Source organism: Aestuariivirga sp., assembly GCF_046294715.1.
Classification (GTDB): domain Bacteria; phylum Pseudomonadota; class Alphaproteobacteria; order Rhizobiales; family Aestuariivirgaceae; genus Aestuariivirga.
On sequence record NZ_JBKBKI010000015.1, the window covers coordinates 34,397 to 48,849 of the forward strand.

The 14,453-nt window shown below is 66.5% G+C and carries 15 protein-coding genes; 3 read left to right on the forward strand and 12 right to left on the reverse strand.

Annotated features, from left to right (window positions below):
• Window positions 1-9 precede the first annotated feature (9 nt).
• The 4 genes from nirK to ACK4HL_RS11665 all read right to left on the reverse strand — a co-directional run bounded on the left by nirK (window position 10) and on the right by ACK4HL_RS11665 (window position 3,583).
• Window positions 10-1,110, reverse strand: coding sequence for a copper-containing nitrite reductase (gene nirK / locus ACK4HL_RS11650; protein WP_409760562.1), 1,101 nt, complete (start codon window positions 1,108-1,110; stop codon window positions 10-12).
• A gap of 155 nt (window positions 1,111-1,265) precedes the next feature.
• Window positions 1,266-1,706 (reverse strand): RrF2 family transcriptional regulator, encoded by a 441-nt coding sequence (locus tag ACK4HL_RS11655; protein WP_409760438.1) that lies wholly within the window; start codon window positions 1,704-1,706, stop codon window positions 1,266-1,268.
• 27 nt (window positions 1,707-1,733) lie between these two features.
• Complete coding sequence (locus ACK4HL_RS11660; protein ID WP_409760440.1) at window positions 1,734-2,279, reverse strand: GNAT family N-acetyltransferase; 546 nt, start codon at window positions 2,277-2,279, stop codon at window positions 1,734-1,736.
• Complete coding sequence (locus ACK4HL_RS11665) at window positions 2,276-3,583, reverse strand: NAD(P)/FAD-dependent oxidoreductase (protein WP_409760442.1); 1,308 nt, start codon at window positions 3,581-3,583, stop codon at window positions 2,276-2,278. Before ACK4HL_RS11665 ends, ACK4HL_RS11660 begins: the two co-directional genes overlap by 4 nt.
• Window positions 3,584-3,728: 145 nt before the next feature.
• On the opposite strand from ACK4HL_RS11665, the gene ACK4HL_RS11670 reads away from it, so the two are divergent.
• Together ACK4HL_RS11670 and ACK4HL_RS11675 are read left to right on the forward strand one after the other, a co-directional pair.
• Window positions 3,729-4,520, forward strand: coding sequence for an oxidoreductase (locus tag ACK4HL_RS11670; RefSeq protein WP_409760444.1), 792 nt, complete (start codon window positions 3,729-3,731; stop codon window positions 4,518-4,520).
• Window positions 4,517-5,674 carry an MFS transporter gene (locus ACK4HL_RS11675; RefSeq protein ID WP_409760446.1) on the forward strand — a complete coding sequence of 386 codons (1,158 nt, stop codon included), beginning with the start codon at window positions 4,517-4,519 and terminating at the stop codon, window positions 5,672-5,674. The genes ACK4HL_RS11670 and ACK4HL_RS11675 overlap by 4 nt, the downstream gene beginning before the upstream one ends.
• On the opposite strand, the gene gcvA is transcribed toward ACK4HL_RS11675, so the two are convergent.
• Window positions 5,671-6,588: a transcriptional regulator GcvA gene (gene gcvA, locus ACK4HL_RS11680; protein ID WP_409760448.1), complete on the reverse strand. Its 918-nt coding sequence runs from the start codon at window positions 6,586-6,588 to the stop codon at window positions 5,671-5,673. The genes ACK4HL_RS11675 and gcvA overlap by 4 nt on opposite strands.
• Window positions 6,589-6,701: 113 nt before the next feature.
• Between gcvA and ACK4HL_RS11685 the strand changes: the two genes are divergently transcribed.
• Complete coding sequence (locus tag ACK4HL_RS11685; protein WP_409760450.1) at window positions 6,702-6,881, forward strand: hypothetical protein; 180 nt, start codon at window positions 6,702-6,704, stop codon at window positions 6,879-6,881.
• Window positions 6,882-6,944: 63 nt separating this feature from the next.
• On the opposite strand, the gene ACK4HL_RS11690 is transcribed toward ACK4HL_RS11685, so the two are convergent.
• Genes ACK4HL_RS11690 through ACK4HL_RS11720 form a run of 7 tightly spaced genes read right to left on the reverse strand, consistent with a single transcriptional unit; the run spans window position 6,945 to window position 14,406 of the window.
• Window positions 6,945-7,715, reverse strand: a complete 771-nt coding sequence (locus tag ACK4HL_RS11690; protein WP_409760452.1) for an SDR family NAD(P)-dependent oxidoreductase — start codon at window positions 7,713-7,715, stop codon at window positions 6,945-6,947.
• A complete protein-coding gene (locus ACK4HL_RS11695; RefSeq protein WP_409760454.1) occupies window positions 7,712-8,512 on the reverse strand; it encodes a carnitinyl-CoA dehydratase in 801 nt (266 codons plus the stop codon). Before ACK4HL_RS11695 ends, ACK4HL_RS11690 begins: the two co-directional genes overlap by 4 nt.
• A complete protein-coding gene (locus tag ACK4HL_RS11700; RefSeq protein WP_409760456.1) occupies window positions 8,509-10,545 on the reverse strand; it encodes an acetate--CoA ligase family protein in 2,037 nt (678 codons plus the stop codon). Before ACK4HL_RS11700 ends, ACK4HL_RS11695 begins: the two co-directional genes overlap by 4 nt.
• A gap of 19 nt (window positions 10,546-10,564) precedes the next feature.
• Complete coding sequence (locus ACK4HL_RS11705; protein ID WP_409760458.1) at window positions 10,565-11,728, reverse strand: acyl-CoA dehydrogenase family protein; 1,164 nt, start codon at window positions 11,726-11,728, stop codon at window positions 10,565-10,567.
• A gap of 9 nt (window positions 11,729-11,737) precedes the next feature.
• Window positions 11,738-12,508 (reverse strand): SDR family oxidoreductase, encoded by a 771-nt coding sequence (locus ACK4HL_RS11710; RefSeq protein ID WP_409760460.1) that lies wholly within the window; start codon window positions 12,506-12,508, stop codon window positions 11,738-11,740.
• Between the two features lie 22 nt (window positions 12,509-12,530).
• Window positions 12,531-13,511 (reverse strand): 3-hydroxyacyl-CoA dehydrogenase NAD-binding domain-containing protein, encoded by a 981-nt coding sequence (locus tag ACK4HL_RS11715; RefSeq protein WP_409760463.1) that lies wholly within the window; start codon window positions 13,509-13,511, stop codon window positions 12,531-12,533.
• Window position 13,512: 1 nt separating this feature from the next.
• Window positions 13,513-14,406: a 3-keto-5-aminohexanoate cleavage protein gene (locus ACK4HL_RS11720; protein WP_409760465.1), complete on the reverse strand. Its 894-nt coding sequence runs from the start codon at window positions 14,404-14,406 to the stop codon at window positions 13,513-13,515.
• Window positions 14,407-14,453: the final 47 nt, after the last annotated feature.

Below are 14,453 nucleotides of genomic sequence, written 5' to 3' on the forward strand. Positions count from 1 at the left end.
TGAACCTCCTCAGGTGGTCTGGATCGGGCCCGGCTTCTGGACCTGCACCATCAGGTCGTCGTTCCAGTCGCCCTCCACCACCACATGCGCGGTGGCGCCCAGCAGTACGGCCTCGATGAGGTTATGGTTGACATAGGCATAGACGCCCGGCTGCTGGAACGTATAGGTCATGGCGCCGGCGGAACCGCCGCGGATCAGCCAGGTCTCGAGGTTGGTGTCGGGCTTGTCATTGAAGGAGCCCGCCTCCCAGACCAGGTCGCCGTGGCCGCCGATCAGGTGGGGCCGCGTATCGCGGGTTGCCTGTGCGTGGACGAACAGCACCGTCTCGCCGACCTTCGCCTTCATCGCCCCTTCGCCGGTGAGGGCGCCGACCTTGCCGTTGAACACCTCATGAGTGGGGGTGAGGGTGCGCATCACGTCGAGCGAGTCCGCCATGTCCTCTCCGGCCACCTCGTACTTCTTGTAGGCACCCGTCTCGTCACGCGGGATGTAATAGTCCTGCTCGCCGATGAAGTAGGCGCGGTCATACTTGAACGGCTTGCCCTGGGCATCCTTCAGCCCGTCGCGGGGCAGCACCATCACCGCGCCGCTCATGCCATGCAGCACGTGGTAGGGGATCATCACGTCTCCCGGCGCGCAGTGATAGACGAAGACACCCGGCTTGGTCGCCTTCCAGCGCATCACCACCTGCTCGCCTGGCAGCACCTTGGTGATGGCGCCGCCGCCCAAGGCCCCGGTTGCCGAATGGAAGTCGATGTTGTGCTCCATCATATTGGTGGCGAGGTTCTGGAGGGTCACCTCGACGTAGTCTCCCTCATGCGCCACGATCATCGGCCCGGGCACGCTGCCGCCGAAGGTCAGTGCCCAGATCTCCGTGCCCTCGTCGTCGATCTGCATCTTCTTTTCGATGATGGGCAGCGTCACCTCGATGATGCGCGGGCCGCCGCTCGCCGCCTGCTCATGCTCCGGCATGAAGGGCGGTTCGACGAGGGTCTGCTTCACCCGGGGCAGCTTGGCGATTTCCGCCGCGGTCGCGGCGTTCACCTTCATCTCCGGGGCGTCTTCCTCGCTCGCCGCCCGGGCCAGGCTCGCGCCCGCGAGTGTCGCCATGGAAGCCAGCCCCGTCGCCTTCAGAAATCCTCTCCGGCTTTCGGCGGCCCTGTTGAGGATGTTGGTCATGTTCGTCTCCTGTTGCCAAAATTGTTGTATAGAACATACAACTTTATGGCCGGAGCAAATTGACGAGGATCAATGATCGGGACGATTTATCCGGCGGTGAGGCCCAAGTGGCGGAGCAGCGGCTCCGGCCGGGCGCAAATATCCGCCACCGTATAGCCTTCAAGCACCGTGTAGAAGGCGTCCAGCGCCTCGGCCAGCATGCCCTTCAGCCGGCAGGCGGGGGTGATCACGCAGCGGTTCCGCACAGGGTCGAAGCATTCGGCGAGGGGCTGGTCCTGCTCCCCGAATTTCACGACATCCGAGACGCTGATGCGGTTGGCGGGGCGGGCAAGGGTGAATCCGCCCGCACGCCCTCGATGGGTGACGATGAACCCGGCCCGGCCCAGCTCGTTGATCACCTTGATGAGATGGTTGCGTGAAATGCCGTAGGCTGCGGCGACCTCGTCGATGGTCACCTTGTTGGGATGGCGGAGCGCTGCCTGTATGAGCACGCGCAGGGCGTAGTCGGTGAAGGTGCTGATGCGCATGCCTAAAGATATAGGCTCCGGACAACTTCACGCAACCGGCCATTCGCCGCGGCCGGGGTGCAGGAGAGCGTAGATGGCGTCATCCGCCCAAGCGCCCTTGAACCAAAGGCACTCCCGGAAATGCGCCTCCTTCACGAACCCCGCCTTTTCCAGCACCCGGCAGGACGCCACGTTGCGCGGGTCAACGGAGGCCGAGATACGATGCAGCCCGTAGGCCCTGAAGGCATGGCCGGTGAGCGCCCGCACCGCCTCCGTCGCGAATCCGCGGTTCCAGAAAGGCCGGGCGATCGAGTAACCGATCTCGGCCAGCCGCCGGTCATGCGCGCTGACGTTCAGGCCGCAATCGCCGACGAAGGCGCCCGTTGCCTTCTCCTCCAGGGCGAACTGGAACCAGCCGGGCTCGCCCGGTTCCTGGCCGCTCAGGCCATCGAGGAAACGCACGCCTTCCTCCACCGTGTAGCCATCCCAGGATTGATACCGGGCAACGGCGGGGTCGCTCCGCATCGCCACGAAGGCGGCCAGGTCCCGGCGTTCGAATCGCCTGGCCACGAGCCGGGCGGAGGCGAAGATCATCCGAGGCGCCGGTCCAGCCAGTCGCGGGTGCGGAAATAGCGCCCGATCCACGGCAGGAACCAGGTGTTGCCGGTATAGAGCGGATGGTCCGGGAATTCCGGCCTGTCGAAGGCGCACACACGGTTCGCCTTGCCGGCGATCTTGCGCGCCGTCTGGTGGCCGAGATAGCTCATCATGGCGATGCCGGAGCCGTTGCAGCCCAGAGCGTAATGCATGTTCTTGAACTTGCCCATGTGCGGCATCTCGTCGAGGGTGAAGGCGACGTTGCCGGTCCAGGCATGGGTGACCCTGGCGCCCTTGAGCTGCGGGAAGCGGTCGGTCATGAAGCGGTGGAGGATCGAGGCCGTCTCGACGGGGTCGGTGTGGCCGAACTTGGCGCGGCCGCCGAAGATCAGCCGCTTCCCGTCAGGCGACATGCGGTAATAGGTGAGCACGCGCCTGGTATCGGCGAAGGAGCGGTTCTTCGGGCTGATCGAGGCAGCGAGTTCCCGCGGCAGCTCTTCCGTGGCGATGATGTAGGAGCCGACCGGCACCACGCGGCGCTTCAGGTCCGGCGTCACGTCCCCGGTATAGCCGTTGGTGGCGATCACCACGTCGCCTGCCTCGATCGACCCCCGCGGGGTGTCGATGCGCCAGCCGGTTCCCGTTTCGGTGAGCTTCGTGGCGGGCGTCTGCGAGGCGATGGGGATGCCGCGCTGCCGGCAGAGGTCCAGAAGCCCCTTGAAGAACAGGGCCGGGTGGAGGTGGCCGGCGCGGCCCACCACCATGCCCCCGCGGTAATAGTCCGAGCCGATTTCCTCCCGCTGGCGTTCCGGTGGCACCAGATAGGCCTCGGAGCGCGCCGTGCGGTTCAGCACCTCCACCTTGTGGGCCATGCCTTCGTAATGGCTCTTGCACCAGGCGCCGAGGAAATAGCCGGCCCGCGTCCAGCCGCAGTCGATCTTCTCCCGGGCGATCAACTCCTCCACGTGGCCGAAGGCATCCGCCGCGTCGGTGAGGTAGGGGGCGGCTTCTTCGTCCGAGAGCGCCTTGGCCATGTAGCGCTTGCCGACATTGACCCCGCCCGACACCATCCCGCCGTTGCGGGATGAGCCGCCGAAGCCCGGCTCGTTGGCGTCGAGCACGATGCAGTCCAGCCCCTCGCGGTTCAGTTCCAGCGCCGCGTTGAGCCCGGCATAACCGGCGCCGATGATGACCACCCGTGCCGATTTCGGCAGCGCGGTTTCGGGAAGCGGGGTGGGTTGATAGGCCTCCCACCAGTAGGGGCGGGGCTTGAAGTCCGGGGCAAAGATCGAGGCGTTCATGATGGCCCGCGAGATTGCGCGATCCCCAGGGGCGAGGCAAGCCCGCGCCGGAGCAGGGGTGCCGCCACGCCCCGGCATGTCTCGCCCGCTTGGAGGCGTGCGGATGGATCACCTATAGTCATCAGGAGAAAACTGGGGAAAAGACATGACCGACGGACGGATCGCACTGGTCACGGGCGGGGCACAGGGCCTGGGTTTTGCCGCCGCGAAACGGTTTCTGACCATGGGCTTCGCAGGCGTCCTGCTGCTGGACCGGAACGGCGCCGGGCTGAGGAATGCCGCCGCGCGCCTCGCGGGCTCGGGCCGCGCCGAGACGCTGGAGGGAGACCTCATGGACGTCACGCTTCCCGCCCGGGCTGTCGAGGCCTGCCTCGCGGCCTTCGGGCGGCTCGACGTGCTGGTGAACGCCGCCGGCAACACCGAGCGCTGCGGCCTTGACGATACGACGCCGGAGTCCTTCGAGCGGCTCTTCGGCGTCAACACCCGGGCGCCGCTCTTCATGATGCAGGCAGCGGCGAAGGCGATGCGGCAGCGCAAATCCGGCACCATCATCAACGTGTCCTCGATGCTGGCTCATGGGGGACCGCCGAATCTCACCACATATTCGGGCTCCAAGGCGGCCCTCAACACCATGACGCGCTCGGTGGCGAACTCCGTGAAACGCGAGGGCATCCGCGTATTCGCCGTCAACCTGGGTTGGGTCCATTCCGAGGGCGAGCAGGCGCTGCAGACGGGCTTCCACGGGAGGCCGGAAAACTGGGCCGAGGAGATCGGCCGCCGCATGCCGGCCGGCCGCATGATCGTGCCGGAGGACGTGGCGGGCCTCTTCGAATATCTCGTCTCGCCCTCCGCCGCCATGATGACCGGCGCCATCATCGATTACGAGCAGGTGCCGACCGGCGTCTTCGAGGACCACCCGGCGCTCGCGCCCGAATGAGCGGCACCGGGCGCGCGCCGCTCCTCCTGCTCACGCTATCGATCGCCGCGGTGGGCATCCAGGCGCTCATGCTTTCGCCATTGCTGACCGACATCGCTGCGGGCCTCGGCACGGGGCCGAAGGAGATCGGCTTCGCGGCCTCGGCCTACGGCGTGGGCGTCGCCAGCGCGGCCCTGCTGGCGGCGCCGCAGCTGGGCCGATGGCCGAAGCGTGGCGCGATCCGCATCGCCTTCGTCGTGCTGGCCGGTTCGCTTCTCCTCTGCGCGCTCGCCTGGGACTGGCGCGTGCTGGCGGCAGCCCAGCTCGGAGCCGGTCTCGCCTCTGGCGTGATCATCCCTGCCACCTATGCGCTGACGGGCGACATGGCGCCGCCCGAGCGGCGCTCCCAGGATCTCGGCAAGGTGCTGTTCGGCTGGTCGATCGCCATGGTGGCGGGCGTGCCGCTCGCCGCCGTGCTGTCGGCCTTCCTGGGTTGGCGCGGCACATTCCTCGTGGTGGGGGCGGTGGCTGCCCTCATGGCGATGGGGGGCGCGTTGCTGCCGCGCATCGCCTCGCATGGAGGCCTGGACCGCGTGCGCTATGCCGACGTGCTGCGGCTTCCCGGCGCCTGGGTCGGTTATCTTGCGACATTCGCCTACATGATCTCCTTCTACCAGACCTACACCTTCATCGGCGACCATGTGCGGCAGACGCACGGGGCAGGGGCCTGGCTCGGCGGCACGATCTCGCTCTCCTATGGCCTTGGCTTCGGCGCGGGCGTCGTCTTCGACAAGTGGATCGACCGGAAGGGACCCACAAGAGTGCTGCCCCTCGGCCTGCTGCTCGTCGGCGTCAACTACCTCGTGCTGCCCTTCGCGGCGGAAACCATCGTTACGGTGGCCGCATGGCCCTTCGCCTGGGGCCTCGCCAATCATCTCTGCATGACGGCACTCGTCTCCTACATGAACACCCTCTCCGCCCGCATGCGCGGCACCATCATGGGGCTGTTCTCCTTCACCACCTACCTCTCGCTGGGCACGGCGGGCGCGGTCTATGGCCCGCTCTACCAGTCGCACGGCTTCTTCGCGGTGTCCTTCGCCTCCGCTGCGACGGCGGGTCTGGCGGCGCTCATGGCGTGGCGGAGGGGAAACAAACTGCGCCCTGGCCCTGCCTAGCCCTGGCTGGCCGCCGCCTCGGCGAGGATCCAGTTGCGGAAGGCCTTTGTCATCGGCCGGTCCGCCGTATCGCGCCGCGTGATCAGGTGATAGGCGAACTGCGCCGGGCTCCTGAGCGAAAGCTCGAAGGGTTTCACGAGCCGGCCTGAGGCGAGGTCGTCGCCGACGAGCGTCGAATCGCCGAGCGCCACGCCGTGGCCGTCGATCGCCGCCTGGATCGCCAGCGAGGTCTGGCTGAAGTGCAGGCCGCGGGTGTCGTTGAAGTCCTTCACGCCCGCCGCCAGCATCCACATGCGCCAGTTCGGCCAGACCGCTCCCTGCGCCTCCCAGTCCAGGTGAATGAGGGTGAACTGCAGCAGGTCCCGCGGCTCGCGGAGCGGCTTCGCCCCTTTCAGGAGCTCCGGGCTGCAGACAGGAAACAACGTGTCGTGGAACAGCTTTTCCACCACGAGGCCGGGATAGATGCCCTCGCCGAACCGGATCGCCACGTCGATGTCCTCGCGCTCGAAGTCGAGTGGTTCGGAAGAGACGTCGATCCGCACGTCTGCACCCGGTACCGAGTCGAGGAAGCGGTCGAGGCGTGGCACCAGCCACTTGGCGGCGATGGACGGCGAGGCGGTTACCCGCACCTGGGTGGGGTTCTCGAGCTGGCGGATGCGCTGGAGCGCGCGCGTCAAGCCTTCCAGCGCATCGGCGATGGCGGGCTTCAGGAGCTGGCCCTGGCGGGTGAGCTGCATGTGGCGGCTGGTGCGCTGGAAGAGGGGAACGCCAACGGCCTCCTCGAGCTCCTTGATCTGGTGGCTCACGGCCGCGGGCGTCACGTTCAGTTCATGGGCGGCGCGGGTGAAATTCAGGTGCCGGGCGGAAGCGTCGAACGCCTTCAGGCTCTGCAGTCCGGGAATGTGGCGCAACATGGGCAATCCTCAAAGTTCTTTTGAAGATTAATCTAGAACACTTCGTTTGTGTACCGTTCCGGGGAGGATTATTCTTCAACTCACAGACAACACATTAACAAAAGTTGAAGATCATGTCCCGCCCTGTGACTGCCACCGCCACCTCCGCGTCGAACTGGACCAGCTTCGAGACCGCGATGCGCCTTACGCTGCGGTCGCTCTCCGCCCCGTCCTCCGATCCTTCGGCGTTCGAGGCGATCGAGGGCGAGCAGGCGCGCATCCGCCGCTCCGGGCGCCACTGGCTGCTGGGCTGACCACACCGAGGATTTCTACTCCCCGCCCTGGGCCCCGGCGTTCGCGCCGGGGCATTTTTTCGATTAGGACATCCGCGGGTGTCCGGCCGTCGTGCCGCCGTCGATCTGAAACGCCGCGCCGGTGATGAAGCGCGCGTGGTCCGAGGCGAGATAGAGGATCGCTGTTGCGATCTCTGCCGGTGATGCGATGCGGTTCAGCGGTGCGGAGGCCGCGAGCGCCGCCTCCGTGGCCTCGGGGTCGGCCGAGGCGTCGATCACGTCGCGCCGCACCATGTCGGTGTCGACATAGCCCGGGCAGACGCAGTTCATCCGCACCTCCGGCGCAAGCTCGAGGGCAAGGGAGCGCGTGAGGTTCACCACGCCCCCCTTCGAGGCACAGTAGACGGCAAGCCCCACCTCGCCGATGAGCCCGGCGTCGGAAGCGAGGTTCACGACATTGCCCCTGGAGGAACGGAGATGGGGCAGGGCGGCCTGGCTGCAGAAGAAGGTGCCTTTCAGGTTGGTGTCGAGTGTGGCGTCCCACAGCTCTTCCGTCACGCCTTCGGCGGGCCCGCCCTTGGCGATCCCGGCGCAATTCACCAGCACGTCCAGCCCGCCCAAAGCGGCTACGGCCGTCTCCACCAGCGCACGGCACGCCGCGGCACTCGCCACGTCTCCCGGCGCGGCAACGGCATCGCCACCGAGGGCAGCGAGAGCGTTGCGGGTCGAGTCTTCCGTCCGCCCGTTGACCGCGACGCGCGCTCCCGCTCCGAGGAAGGCCGTCACCGCCGCATGCCCTATGCCGCGCGTGCCGCCCGTCACCAGCACGCGCTTGCCCGAAAAGTCGAAGCTCACTTGCCCTTCCATTGCGGCTTCCGCTTCTCTGCGAAAGCGCGCGCACCCTCGAGCTGGTCCTCGCTCGAATAGAGCACGTCCACCGTCTTGAGCCTGCGCTTCGTCACCATGTCGAAGGCCTGCTGAACGGGAAGATGCGCCGTCTCGCGGGTGATCTCCTTGATGGCCGCGAAGACGAGGGGCGGACCGTCGGCAAGCTGGTCCGCCAGTTCGCGGGCCCGCTCCATCAGCCTGTCGGCGGGAACGATCTCGTTGATGAGGCCCCAGTGCTTGGCCTCCTTCGCGTCCACGCGGCGGCCGGTGAACAGCATCTCCATCGCCACGGCATAGGGAATGCGCCGCGGCAACTTGATCGAGGCCGCATCGGCCACGGTTCCGGAGTTGATCTCGGGCAGCGCGAAGGTGGCGTGCTCCGCCGCGAGGATGATGTCGCAGGAGATCATGATCTCGAAGCCGCCGCCGAAGGCCAACCCGTTCACCGCGCAGATCACCGGCTTGTTGAGTCCGGGAAGCTCCTGGAGGCCACCGAAGCCGCCGACGCCATAGTCGGAGTCCGGCGCTTCTCCTTGCGCCGCCGCCTTCAGGTCCCAACCGGGGCAGAAGAACTTCTCGCCGGTGCCGGTGAGAATCGCGACGCGCAGCTCCGGATCATCCCGGAAGCCGGCAAAGACTTCGCCCATGATGCGGCTCGTCGCGGCATCGATGGCGTTTGCCTTGCCGCGCTCGATCCTGACTTCGAGAACGCGGCCGCGCCGGGCGACGTGGATCGGTCCGGTTGTCGATTCTTGAACACTCATGGGGTCCTCATCCTGATCAGCGCATCGACGGCAACCGCGCCGTCCTTGCATACGAGAAGCGGGTTCACGTCGAGCTCCTCGACGAGGCCGCGATGTGCGGCGGCGAAATCGGCGACGGCCTCGACCGCGCGGATCACCGCCGCCTTGTCTCCCGACTTGCCGCGGAAGCCTTCGACCAGCGTCCACACCTTCAGCGTCCGGAGCGCGCGCTCGATCTCGCTGCGCGTGGTGGGGAGGATCAGCGTGACCGAATCCTTGAGCAACTCCGTCAGGATGCCGCCCGCGCCGACGACCAGTGCCGGCCCGAATTGCGGGTCCGACTTGAGGCCGATGATGAGTTCCGCCACCGCGCCCGTCACCATGCATTCCACGAGAACGTCGGGCGCGAGCCTCGCCATGCGCTTGGCGGCCTCGTCAACCTCGTCCGCGCTCCTAAGGTTGAGCGCCACGCCGCCGGCTTCGGTCTTGTGGGCGATGGCCGCGGAGGAGACCTTGAGTGTCACCGGATAGCCGAGCCTTTCCGCAGCGCCCGCCGCGTCCTCCGCCTTGCAGACGATGCCTTCGGGTATTGCGAGTCCGTGTTTCTTCAGAAGCTGTTTCGCCTCGTGTTCACTCATGACGCGCTCGTCCGAGCCCTTGAGGAGGGGCGGCAGCATCTCGGGCGGCTCCTCGCTGCGCGCCCAGTTGCGGCCAATCGCGGCGGCGGCCTCGAAGGCGGTGAGCGCATCGTCGAGGCCCATCATGGGCGCGACACCGGCTTCGGAGAGTTCGGCGGCGAGCGAGAGCGGCATGCCTTCCGAGAGCGAGGCGACGACCGCCGCGCGCGCGCCCGTGGCCTTTGCCGCCGTCGCCATGGCGCGCGCCGTGGTGGCCCAGCTATCGGGCTTCATCTTGGGGTGTGTGGGCGTGTCGAGGATCACCATGCCGACGTCGAAACCTCCTTTGAGGACCTCGGTGAACGTGGCGGTGAGCTTCTCGGGCTGGCCCCAGATGAAGGTGTGGTAGTCAAGCGGGTTGTCGATGGCCACGTATTCGTTGAGAGTCGCCGCCACGCGGGGCTTCGTCTCGGCGTCGAAGGGCGGGAAGGAGACCTTCTTCTCCAGCGCCATGTCCGCCACGAGCGCGGCCTCACCGCCGGAGCAGGAGAGGGAGACGAGGCGCGAGTCCGCGATGGGCCCCCCATTGTGCAGGAATTTCAGCGTCTCCGCGAAGGCCGAGACGGACTTCATGCGGGCGATGCCGTAGCGCTCGAACAGCGCATCATAGAGCGTGTCCGCTCCGGCGAGCGAGGAGGTGTGGCTCATCGCCACCTTGGCGCCCTGTTCGGAGCGCCCCGTCTTCAGCACCACGATGGGAACCCTGCGCTTGCGCGCCACTGCGGCGGCGCGGGCGAAGCCGGGCACGTCCGGCAGGCCCTCGACATGGAGCCCGATCGCTGAGATGCGTGGGTCGGCGGAGAGAGTTTCCACCATGTCATGCATTCCGACATCCACCTGGTTGCCGATCGAGTAAACGGCGGCCACGGGCAGCCCACGCATCATCATGGTGAAGTTGCAGGCGATGTTGCCGGACTGGGTGATCAGCGCCACGCCGCGCGGTACGGGCTCGAGCCCCGTCTCGTCCGGCCAGAGTGCCGCCCGCGAGAGGGTGTTCACGAAGCCATAGCAGTTGGGGCCCATGAGCGGCATGCCGCTCGCTGCTTCGAGCAGTTGCCGCTGGAGGTCGGTGTTGCCGGTTTCGGCGAAACCCGCCGCATAGATCACCGCACCGCCGCAACCCTTCCGGGCGAGCGTGCGGACCACGGCGATCGTCGGCTCGTTCTTCACCGCGATGAAGGCGGCATCGACGGGCTCCGGAATCTCCTCCGCCGACTTCAGCGTGGGAACGCCAGACAGCTCCTCGCGCTTGGGGTGAACGGCATAGATCGTGCCCGTGAAGCCAAGCTCGCGGGTCCGCCTGATCGCGACGGCGCACTCGTTGCCGCCGACGAAGGCGATGGATTTCGGGTTGAGGAGGCGGGAAAGGTCTTTCATTCCTGTCTCATTCCTCTGGTCACCCGCCCAGCGGCCTGAGCAGCGAGCGGGAGATGATGTGCCGCTGGATCTCGCTCGTGCCCTCCCAGATCCGCTCGACGCGGGCATCGCGCCAGATGCGCTCGAGCGGCAGGTCGGACATCAGCCCCATGCCGCCATGAATCTGGATCGCCTCGTCGGCCACGAAGGCCAGCATCTCGGTGGCCTTGAGCTTGGCCATGGCCATGTCCATGTCGGTCACGGTCTTGTTGTCGAACTTCCAGGCGGCTTCCAGCGTGAGCAGCTCCGCCGCCTTCAGCTCCATCGCCATGTCGGCGAGCTTGAAGGAGACGCCCTGGAACTTGCCGATCTGCTGGCCGAACTGGTGGCGGTCCACCGCCCATTGCTTGGCGTGCTCCAGCGCGCGCTCGGCACGGCCGATGCAGGTGGCCGCCACCTGGAGGCGGGTCGCGCCCAGCCAGTCGTTTGCCACCTCGAAGCCCTTGTGCACCTCGCCCAGGATCTGGCTCCTGTGCACCCGGCAGTCGCTGAATTCGAGGATGCAGTTGTTGTAGCCCCGGTGCGAGACGTTCCTGTAGCCGGGGCGCACGGTGAAACCAGGCGTTCCCATGTCGATCAGGAAGGCGGTGATGAGCTTCTTTTTGCCTCGCGGCGTGTCTTCCTCGCCGGTGGCCGCGAAGAGGATCACGAAGCTCGCCTCGTCGGCATGGCTGATGAAGTGCTTCGTGCCGTTGATGACGAAATGCTCGCCATCCTGCTTGGCGAAGGTCTTCATGCCGCGCACGTCCGATCCCACGCCGGGCTCGGTCATGGCGAGGCAGTCCGACTTCTCGCCGCGCACCGCCGGAAATAGATACTTCTCGCGCTGCTCGCCCTGGCAGGCCATGAGGATGTTGGAGGGCCGCGCCACGCAGGTCCAGTGCAGCGCGTAATTGGCGCGGCCAAGTTCCTTCTCGTAAAGCACCCAGGTCAGCGTATCGAGCCCGGCGCCGCCCACTTCGGCCGGCATGTTGGCGGCATAAAGCCCGGCCTCGATCGCCTTGCTCTTGATCTTGTCGCGGAGTTCGTGGCGGAGCACGCCCGTCTCCTCGATCTCGGCCTCATGCGGATAGAGTTCGTTGACGACGAAATCGCGCGTCGTCTTCACGATCATCTGCTGTTCTTCGGTGAGATTGAAATCCATGCGTGGAACTCACTTGATGTGGAAGACTTCGACATGGCCGTCGATGGCGATGTCCTGTCCGTTGATCATGAAGGCCTGGGGAGAGGCGAGGAACACGGCCAGCGCCGCCACCTCGTCCGGCTCCGTCAGCCGCTCGAGCGACTGGTTGCCGACGATTTCCTTCGCCACCACGTCGAAAGGAACGCCGCGCACATCCGCCTCGCCCTGGATCACGCGGTTGATGCGGTCGCCCCTGACCGAGCCCGGGCAGATGGCGTTGCAGCGCACGTTGTAGGGGCCGAGCTCGACTGCGAGCGACTTGGTGAGGCCGATGACACCCCATTTCGCCGCCGCGTAGGGCGTGCGGTTGCCGAAACCGTGCTGCCCGGCGTTCGACGACATGTTGATGATGATGCCGGATTTCTGCGCCTTCATCACCGGCGCGGCGCGCTTTGCGCACAGGAAGAAGGAGTCGAGGCAGATGTCGAGACATTCGCGCCATTCAGCGAGTTCGACGTTTGCGACGGTCGCCGTCGGGCCCTTGATCCCGGCATTGTTCACCAGCACGTCGAGGCCGCCGAGGTCGTTGAGCGCGTCGTCGAACCATGCGTTGATCTCGCCCTCGCTTCGGACGTTCACCTTGCTCGCCGCGATGTCCGGGAACTCCTCGCGGAAGCGGGCGAGCGCCGCCTCGTTCACGTCGCAGATGTGGACCTTCGCTCCCTCAGAAGCGAAGGCGCGGGCGATCGATTTGCCGATGCCGTCCGCCGCGGCGGTGATCATCACGCGTTGCTGTGCCATAATCTTCCTCCCGGTATGCCGGTTACTTCGCTTCGCGCGCCTTGAGTTCGCGATCGAGCACAAGACCGGCGCCGATCTGGTGCTTCTGGAACAGTTTCATCATGTCCACCAGCACGGCGTTGCGCTTGGCCTCGATCTCGGCGACCGAGCGCCCGCCCGCCTGTTCCTCGCAGCCCTCGACGAGGCGCCTCTCCAGCGTCTCGTTCCACTTGGGGAACTTGAGGTCTGTCCAGTCGAGCTCGAGTGTCGGGTCGAACTGCTTGATGAAGTCGCGCATGCCGCCGGGGCCGCCGGCCAGGTGATAGGTGAGGAAGGAGCCCATGAAGGCCCAGCGCATGCCGGCGGAATAGACGATGGAGTCGTCGATGTCGCCCGTCGTGCCGATGTCCTTGTTGAGGATGTGCAGCGCCTCGCGCCACAGGGCCTCCTGCAGGCGGTCGCAGATATAGCCCATGATCTCCTTCTTGAGGCGCAGCACATGCATGCCGATTGCCTCGAAGTAGCGGGCCGCGCGGTCCATCGCCTCCGTGGAGGTCTTCTCGCCGGGAACGAGCTCGACGAGCGGGAGCAGATAGACCGGGTTGAACGGATGCCCGATCACCACGCGCTCCGGGTGCTTGCATTCGCTCTGCAGGTTGGTGGGCAGGAAGCCCGAGGAGGAGGACGAGATCACCACGTCGGGCGCGGCGATCGCATCGATGTCGCGGAACAGCCTGATCTTCAGCTCCTCGCGCTCGGGCGCAGCCTCGTGGATGAAGTCGGCCTTCGAGGCCATCTCCTTCAGGTCGGTGGTGAAGGTGAGCTTGCCCTGCCGCTCTGGCTTCCCGAGCAGCGCCTCGAGCGACGGCCATGCCGTGGCGATCTGGGCCCTGAGCTTCGCTTCCGCCGCCGGCGAGACGTCATAGGCGATGACGTCGTAGCCGCGGAACATGAGCCGCGCTGCCCAGCCCGCGCCGATCAGTCCGGTGCCGGCGATGCCGACGGTCTTGATCTCCCGCGCCATGTCAGTTCTTCCTCGGGGCGAGCTTCAGGATTTCGCGGCCCTCGTCGGGGGAGGCCACCTTGGTGCCGAGGAGCTCGATGATCTTCACCGCCTTCTCGACCAGCGTGCCGTTCGAGGCATGCACACCGCGCTCCAGCCAGAGATTGTCCTCGAGGCCGACGCGCACGTGGCCGCCGAGCAGCACGGCCTGCGCCACGGCGGGGAATTCATTGCGGCCGATGCCGAAAGCGGCCCAGATCGCGTCCTTCGGCAGCTGCGCCTTCTGGTAGGCCATGGTCTCCGAATCGTAGGGCGCGCCCCACGGGATGCCGAGGCAGAGCTGGAACAGCGGCGGGCCGTCGATCAGCCCTTCCGCGCAGAGCTGCTTGGCGAACCAGAGGTTCCCGGAATCGAAGATCTCCATCTCGGGCTTCACGCCGTAGGACTTGATGAGCTTGGCCTGCTCGCGGAGCTGGGCGGGTGTCTGCACCACGATCGAGTTGCCGTCGCCGAAATTTAGCGTGCCGCAGTCGAGCGTGCAGATCTCGGGGCGCAGCTCCTTCACATGGACGAGGCGCTCTTCCGGCCCCACGCAATCGGTGCCCGGGCCGAACTCCAGCGGTTTCGCGCCGGAGCCGACTTCGACGTCGCCGCCCATGCCTGCGGTGAGGTTGATGATCACCTCCTTGTTCCGGGCGCGGATGCGCTCCATCACTTCGGCGTAATATTCGACCTTGCGGGAACCCTTGCCCGTCGAAGGCTCGCGAACGTGGCAGTGGACGACGGTGGCGCCAGCGCTGGCGGCCTCGAGCGCCGAATTGGCGATCTGCTCCGGCGTCACCGGAATGGCCGGGTGCTTGCCGACGGTGTCGCCCGCGCCGGTGACCGCGCAGGTGATGATGACTTTGGGCTGCATGGGAATCCTCCTGTCTCTCGGCGGCGGAGACTAGGCCCGTGCCAATT

Bases quoted from the DNA above. Each gene is read 5' to 3' on its own strand.
- ACK4HL_RS11655 (WP_409760438.1), bottom strand. From the start codon at position 1,706: ATGCGCATCAGCACCTTCACCGACTACGCCCTGCGCGTGCTCATACAG.
- ACK4HL_RS11675 (WP_409760446.1), top strand. From the start codon at position 4,517: ATGAGCGGCACCGGGCGCGCGCCGCTCCTCCTGCTCACGCTATCGATC.
- ACK4HL_RS11705 (WP_409760458.1), bottom strand. From the start codon at position 11,728: ATGGATTTCAATCTCACCGAAGAACAGCAGATGATCGTGAAGACGACG.
- ACK4HL_RS11685 (WP_409760450.1), top strand. From the start codon at position 6,702: ATGTCCCGCCCTGTGACTGCCACCGCCACCTCCGCGTCGAACTGGACC.
- ACK4HL_RS11665 (WP_409760442.1), bottom strand. From the start codon at position 3,583: ATGAACGCCTCGATCTTTGCCCCGGACTTCAAGCCCCGCCCCTACTGG.
- ACK4HL_RS11700 (WP_409760456.1), bottom strand. From the start codon at position 10,545: ATGAAAGACCTTTCCCGCCTCCTCAACCCGAAATCCATCGCCTTCGTC.
- ACK4HL_RS11720 (WP_409760465.1), bottom strand. From the start codon at position 14,406: ATGCAGCCCAAAGTCATCATCACCTGCGCGGTCACCGGCGCGGGCGAC.
- ACK4HL_RS11660 (WP_409760440.1), bottom strand. From the start codon at position 2,279: ATGATCTTCGCCTCCGCCCGGCTCGTGGCCAGGCGATTCGAACGCCGG.
- ACK4HL_RS11670 (WP_409760444.1), top strand. From the start codon at position 3,729: ATGACCGACGGACGGATCGCACTGGTCACGGGCGGGGCACAGGGCCTG.
- ACK4HL_RS11710 (WP_409760460.1), bottom strand. From the start codon at position 12,508: ATGGCACAGCAACGCGTGATGATCACCGCCGCGGCGGACGGCATCGGC.
- nirK (WP_409760562.1), bottom strand. From the start codon at position 1,110: ATGGCGACACTCGCGGGCGCGAGCCTGGCCCGGGCGGCGAGCGAGGAA.
- ACK4HL_RS11695 (WP_409760454.1), bottom strand. From the start codon at position 8,512: ATGAGTGTTCAAGAATCGACAACCGGACCGATCCACGTCGCCCGGCGC.
- ACK4HL_RS11715 (WP_409760463.1), bottom strand. From the start codon at position 13,511: ATGGCGCGGGAGATCAAGACCGTCGGCATCGCCGGCACCGGACTGATC.
- gcvA (WP_409760448.1), bottom strand. From the start codon at position 6,588: ATGTTGCGCCACATTCCCGGACTGCAGAGCCTGAAGGCGTTCGACGCT.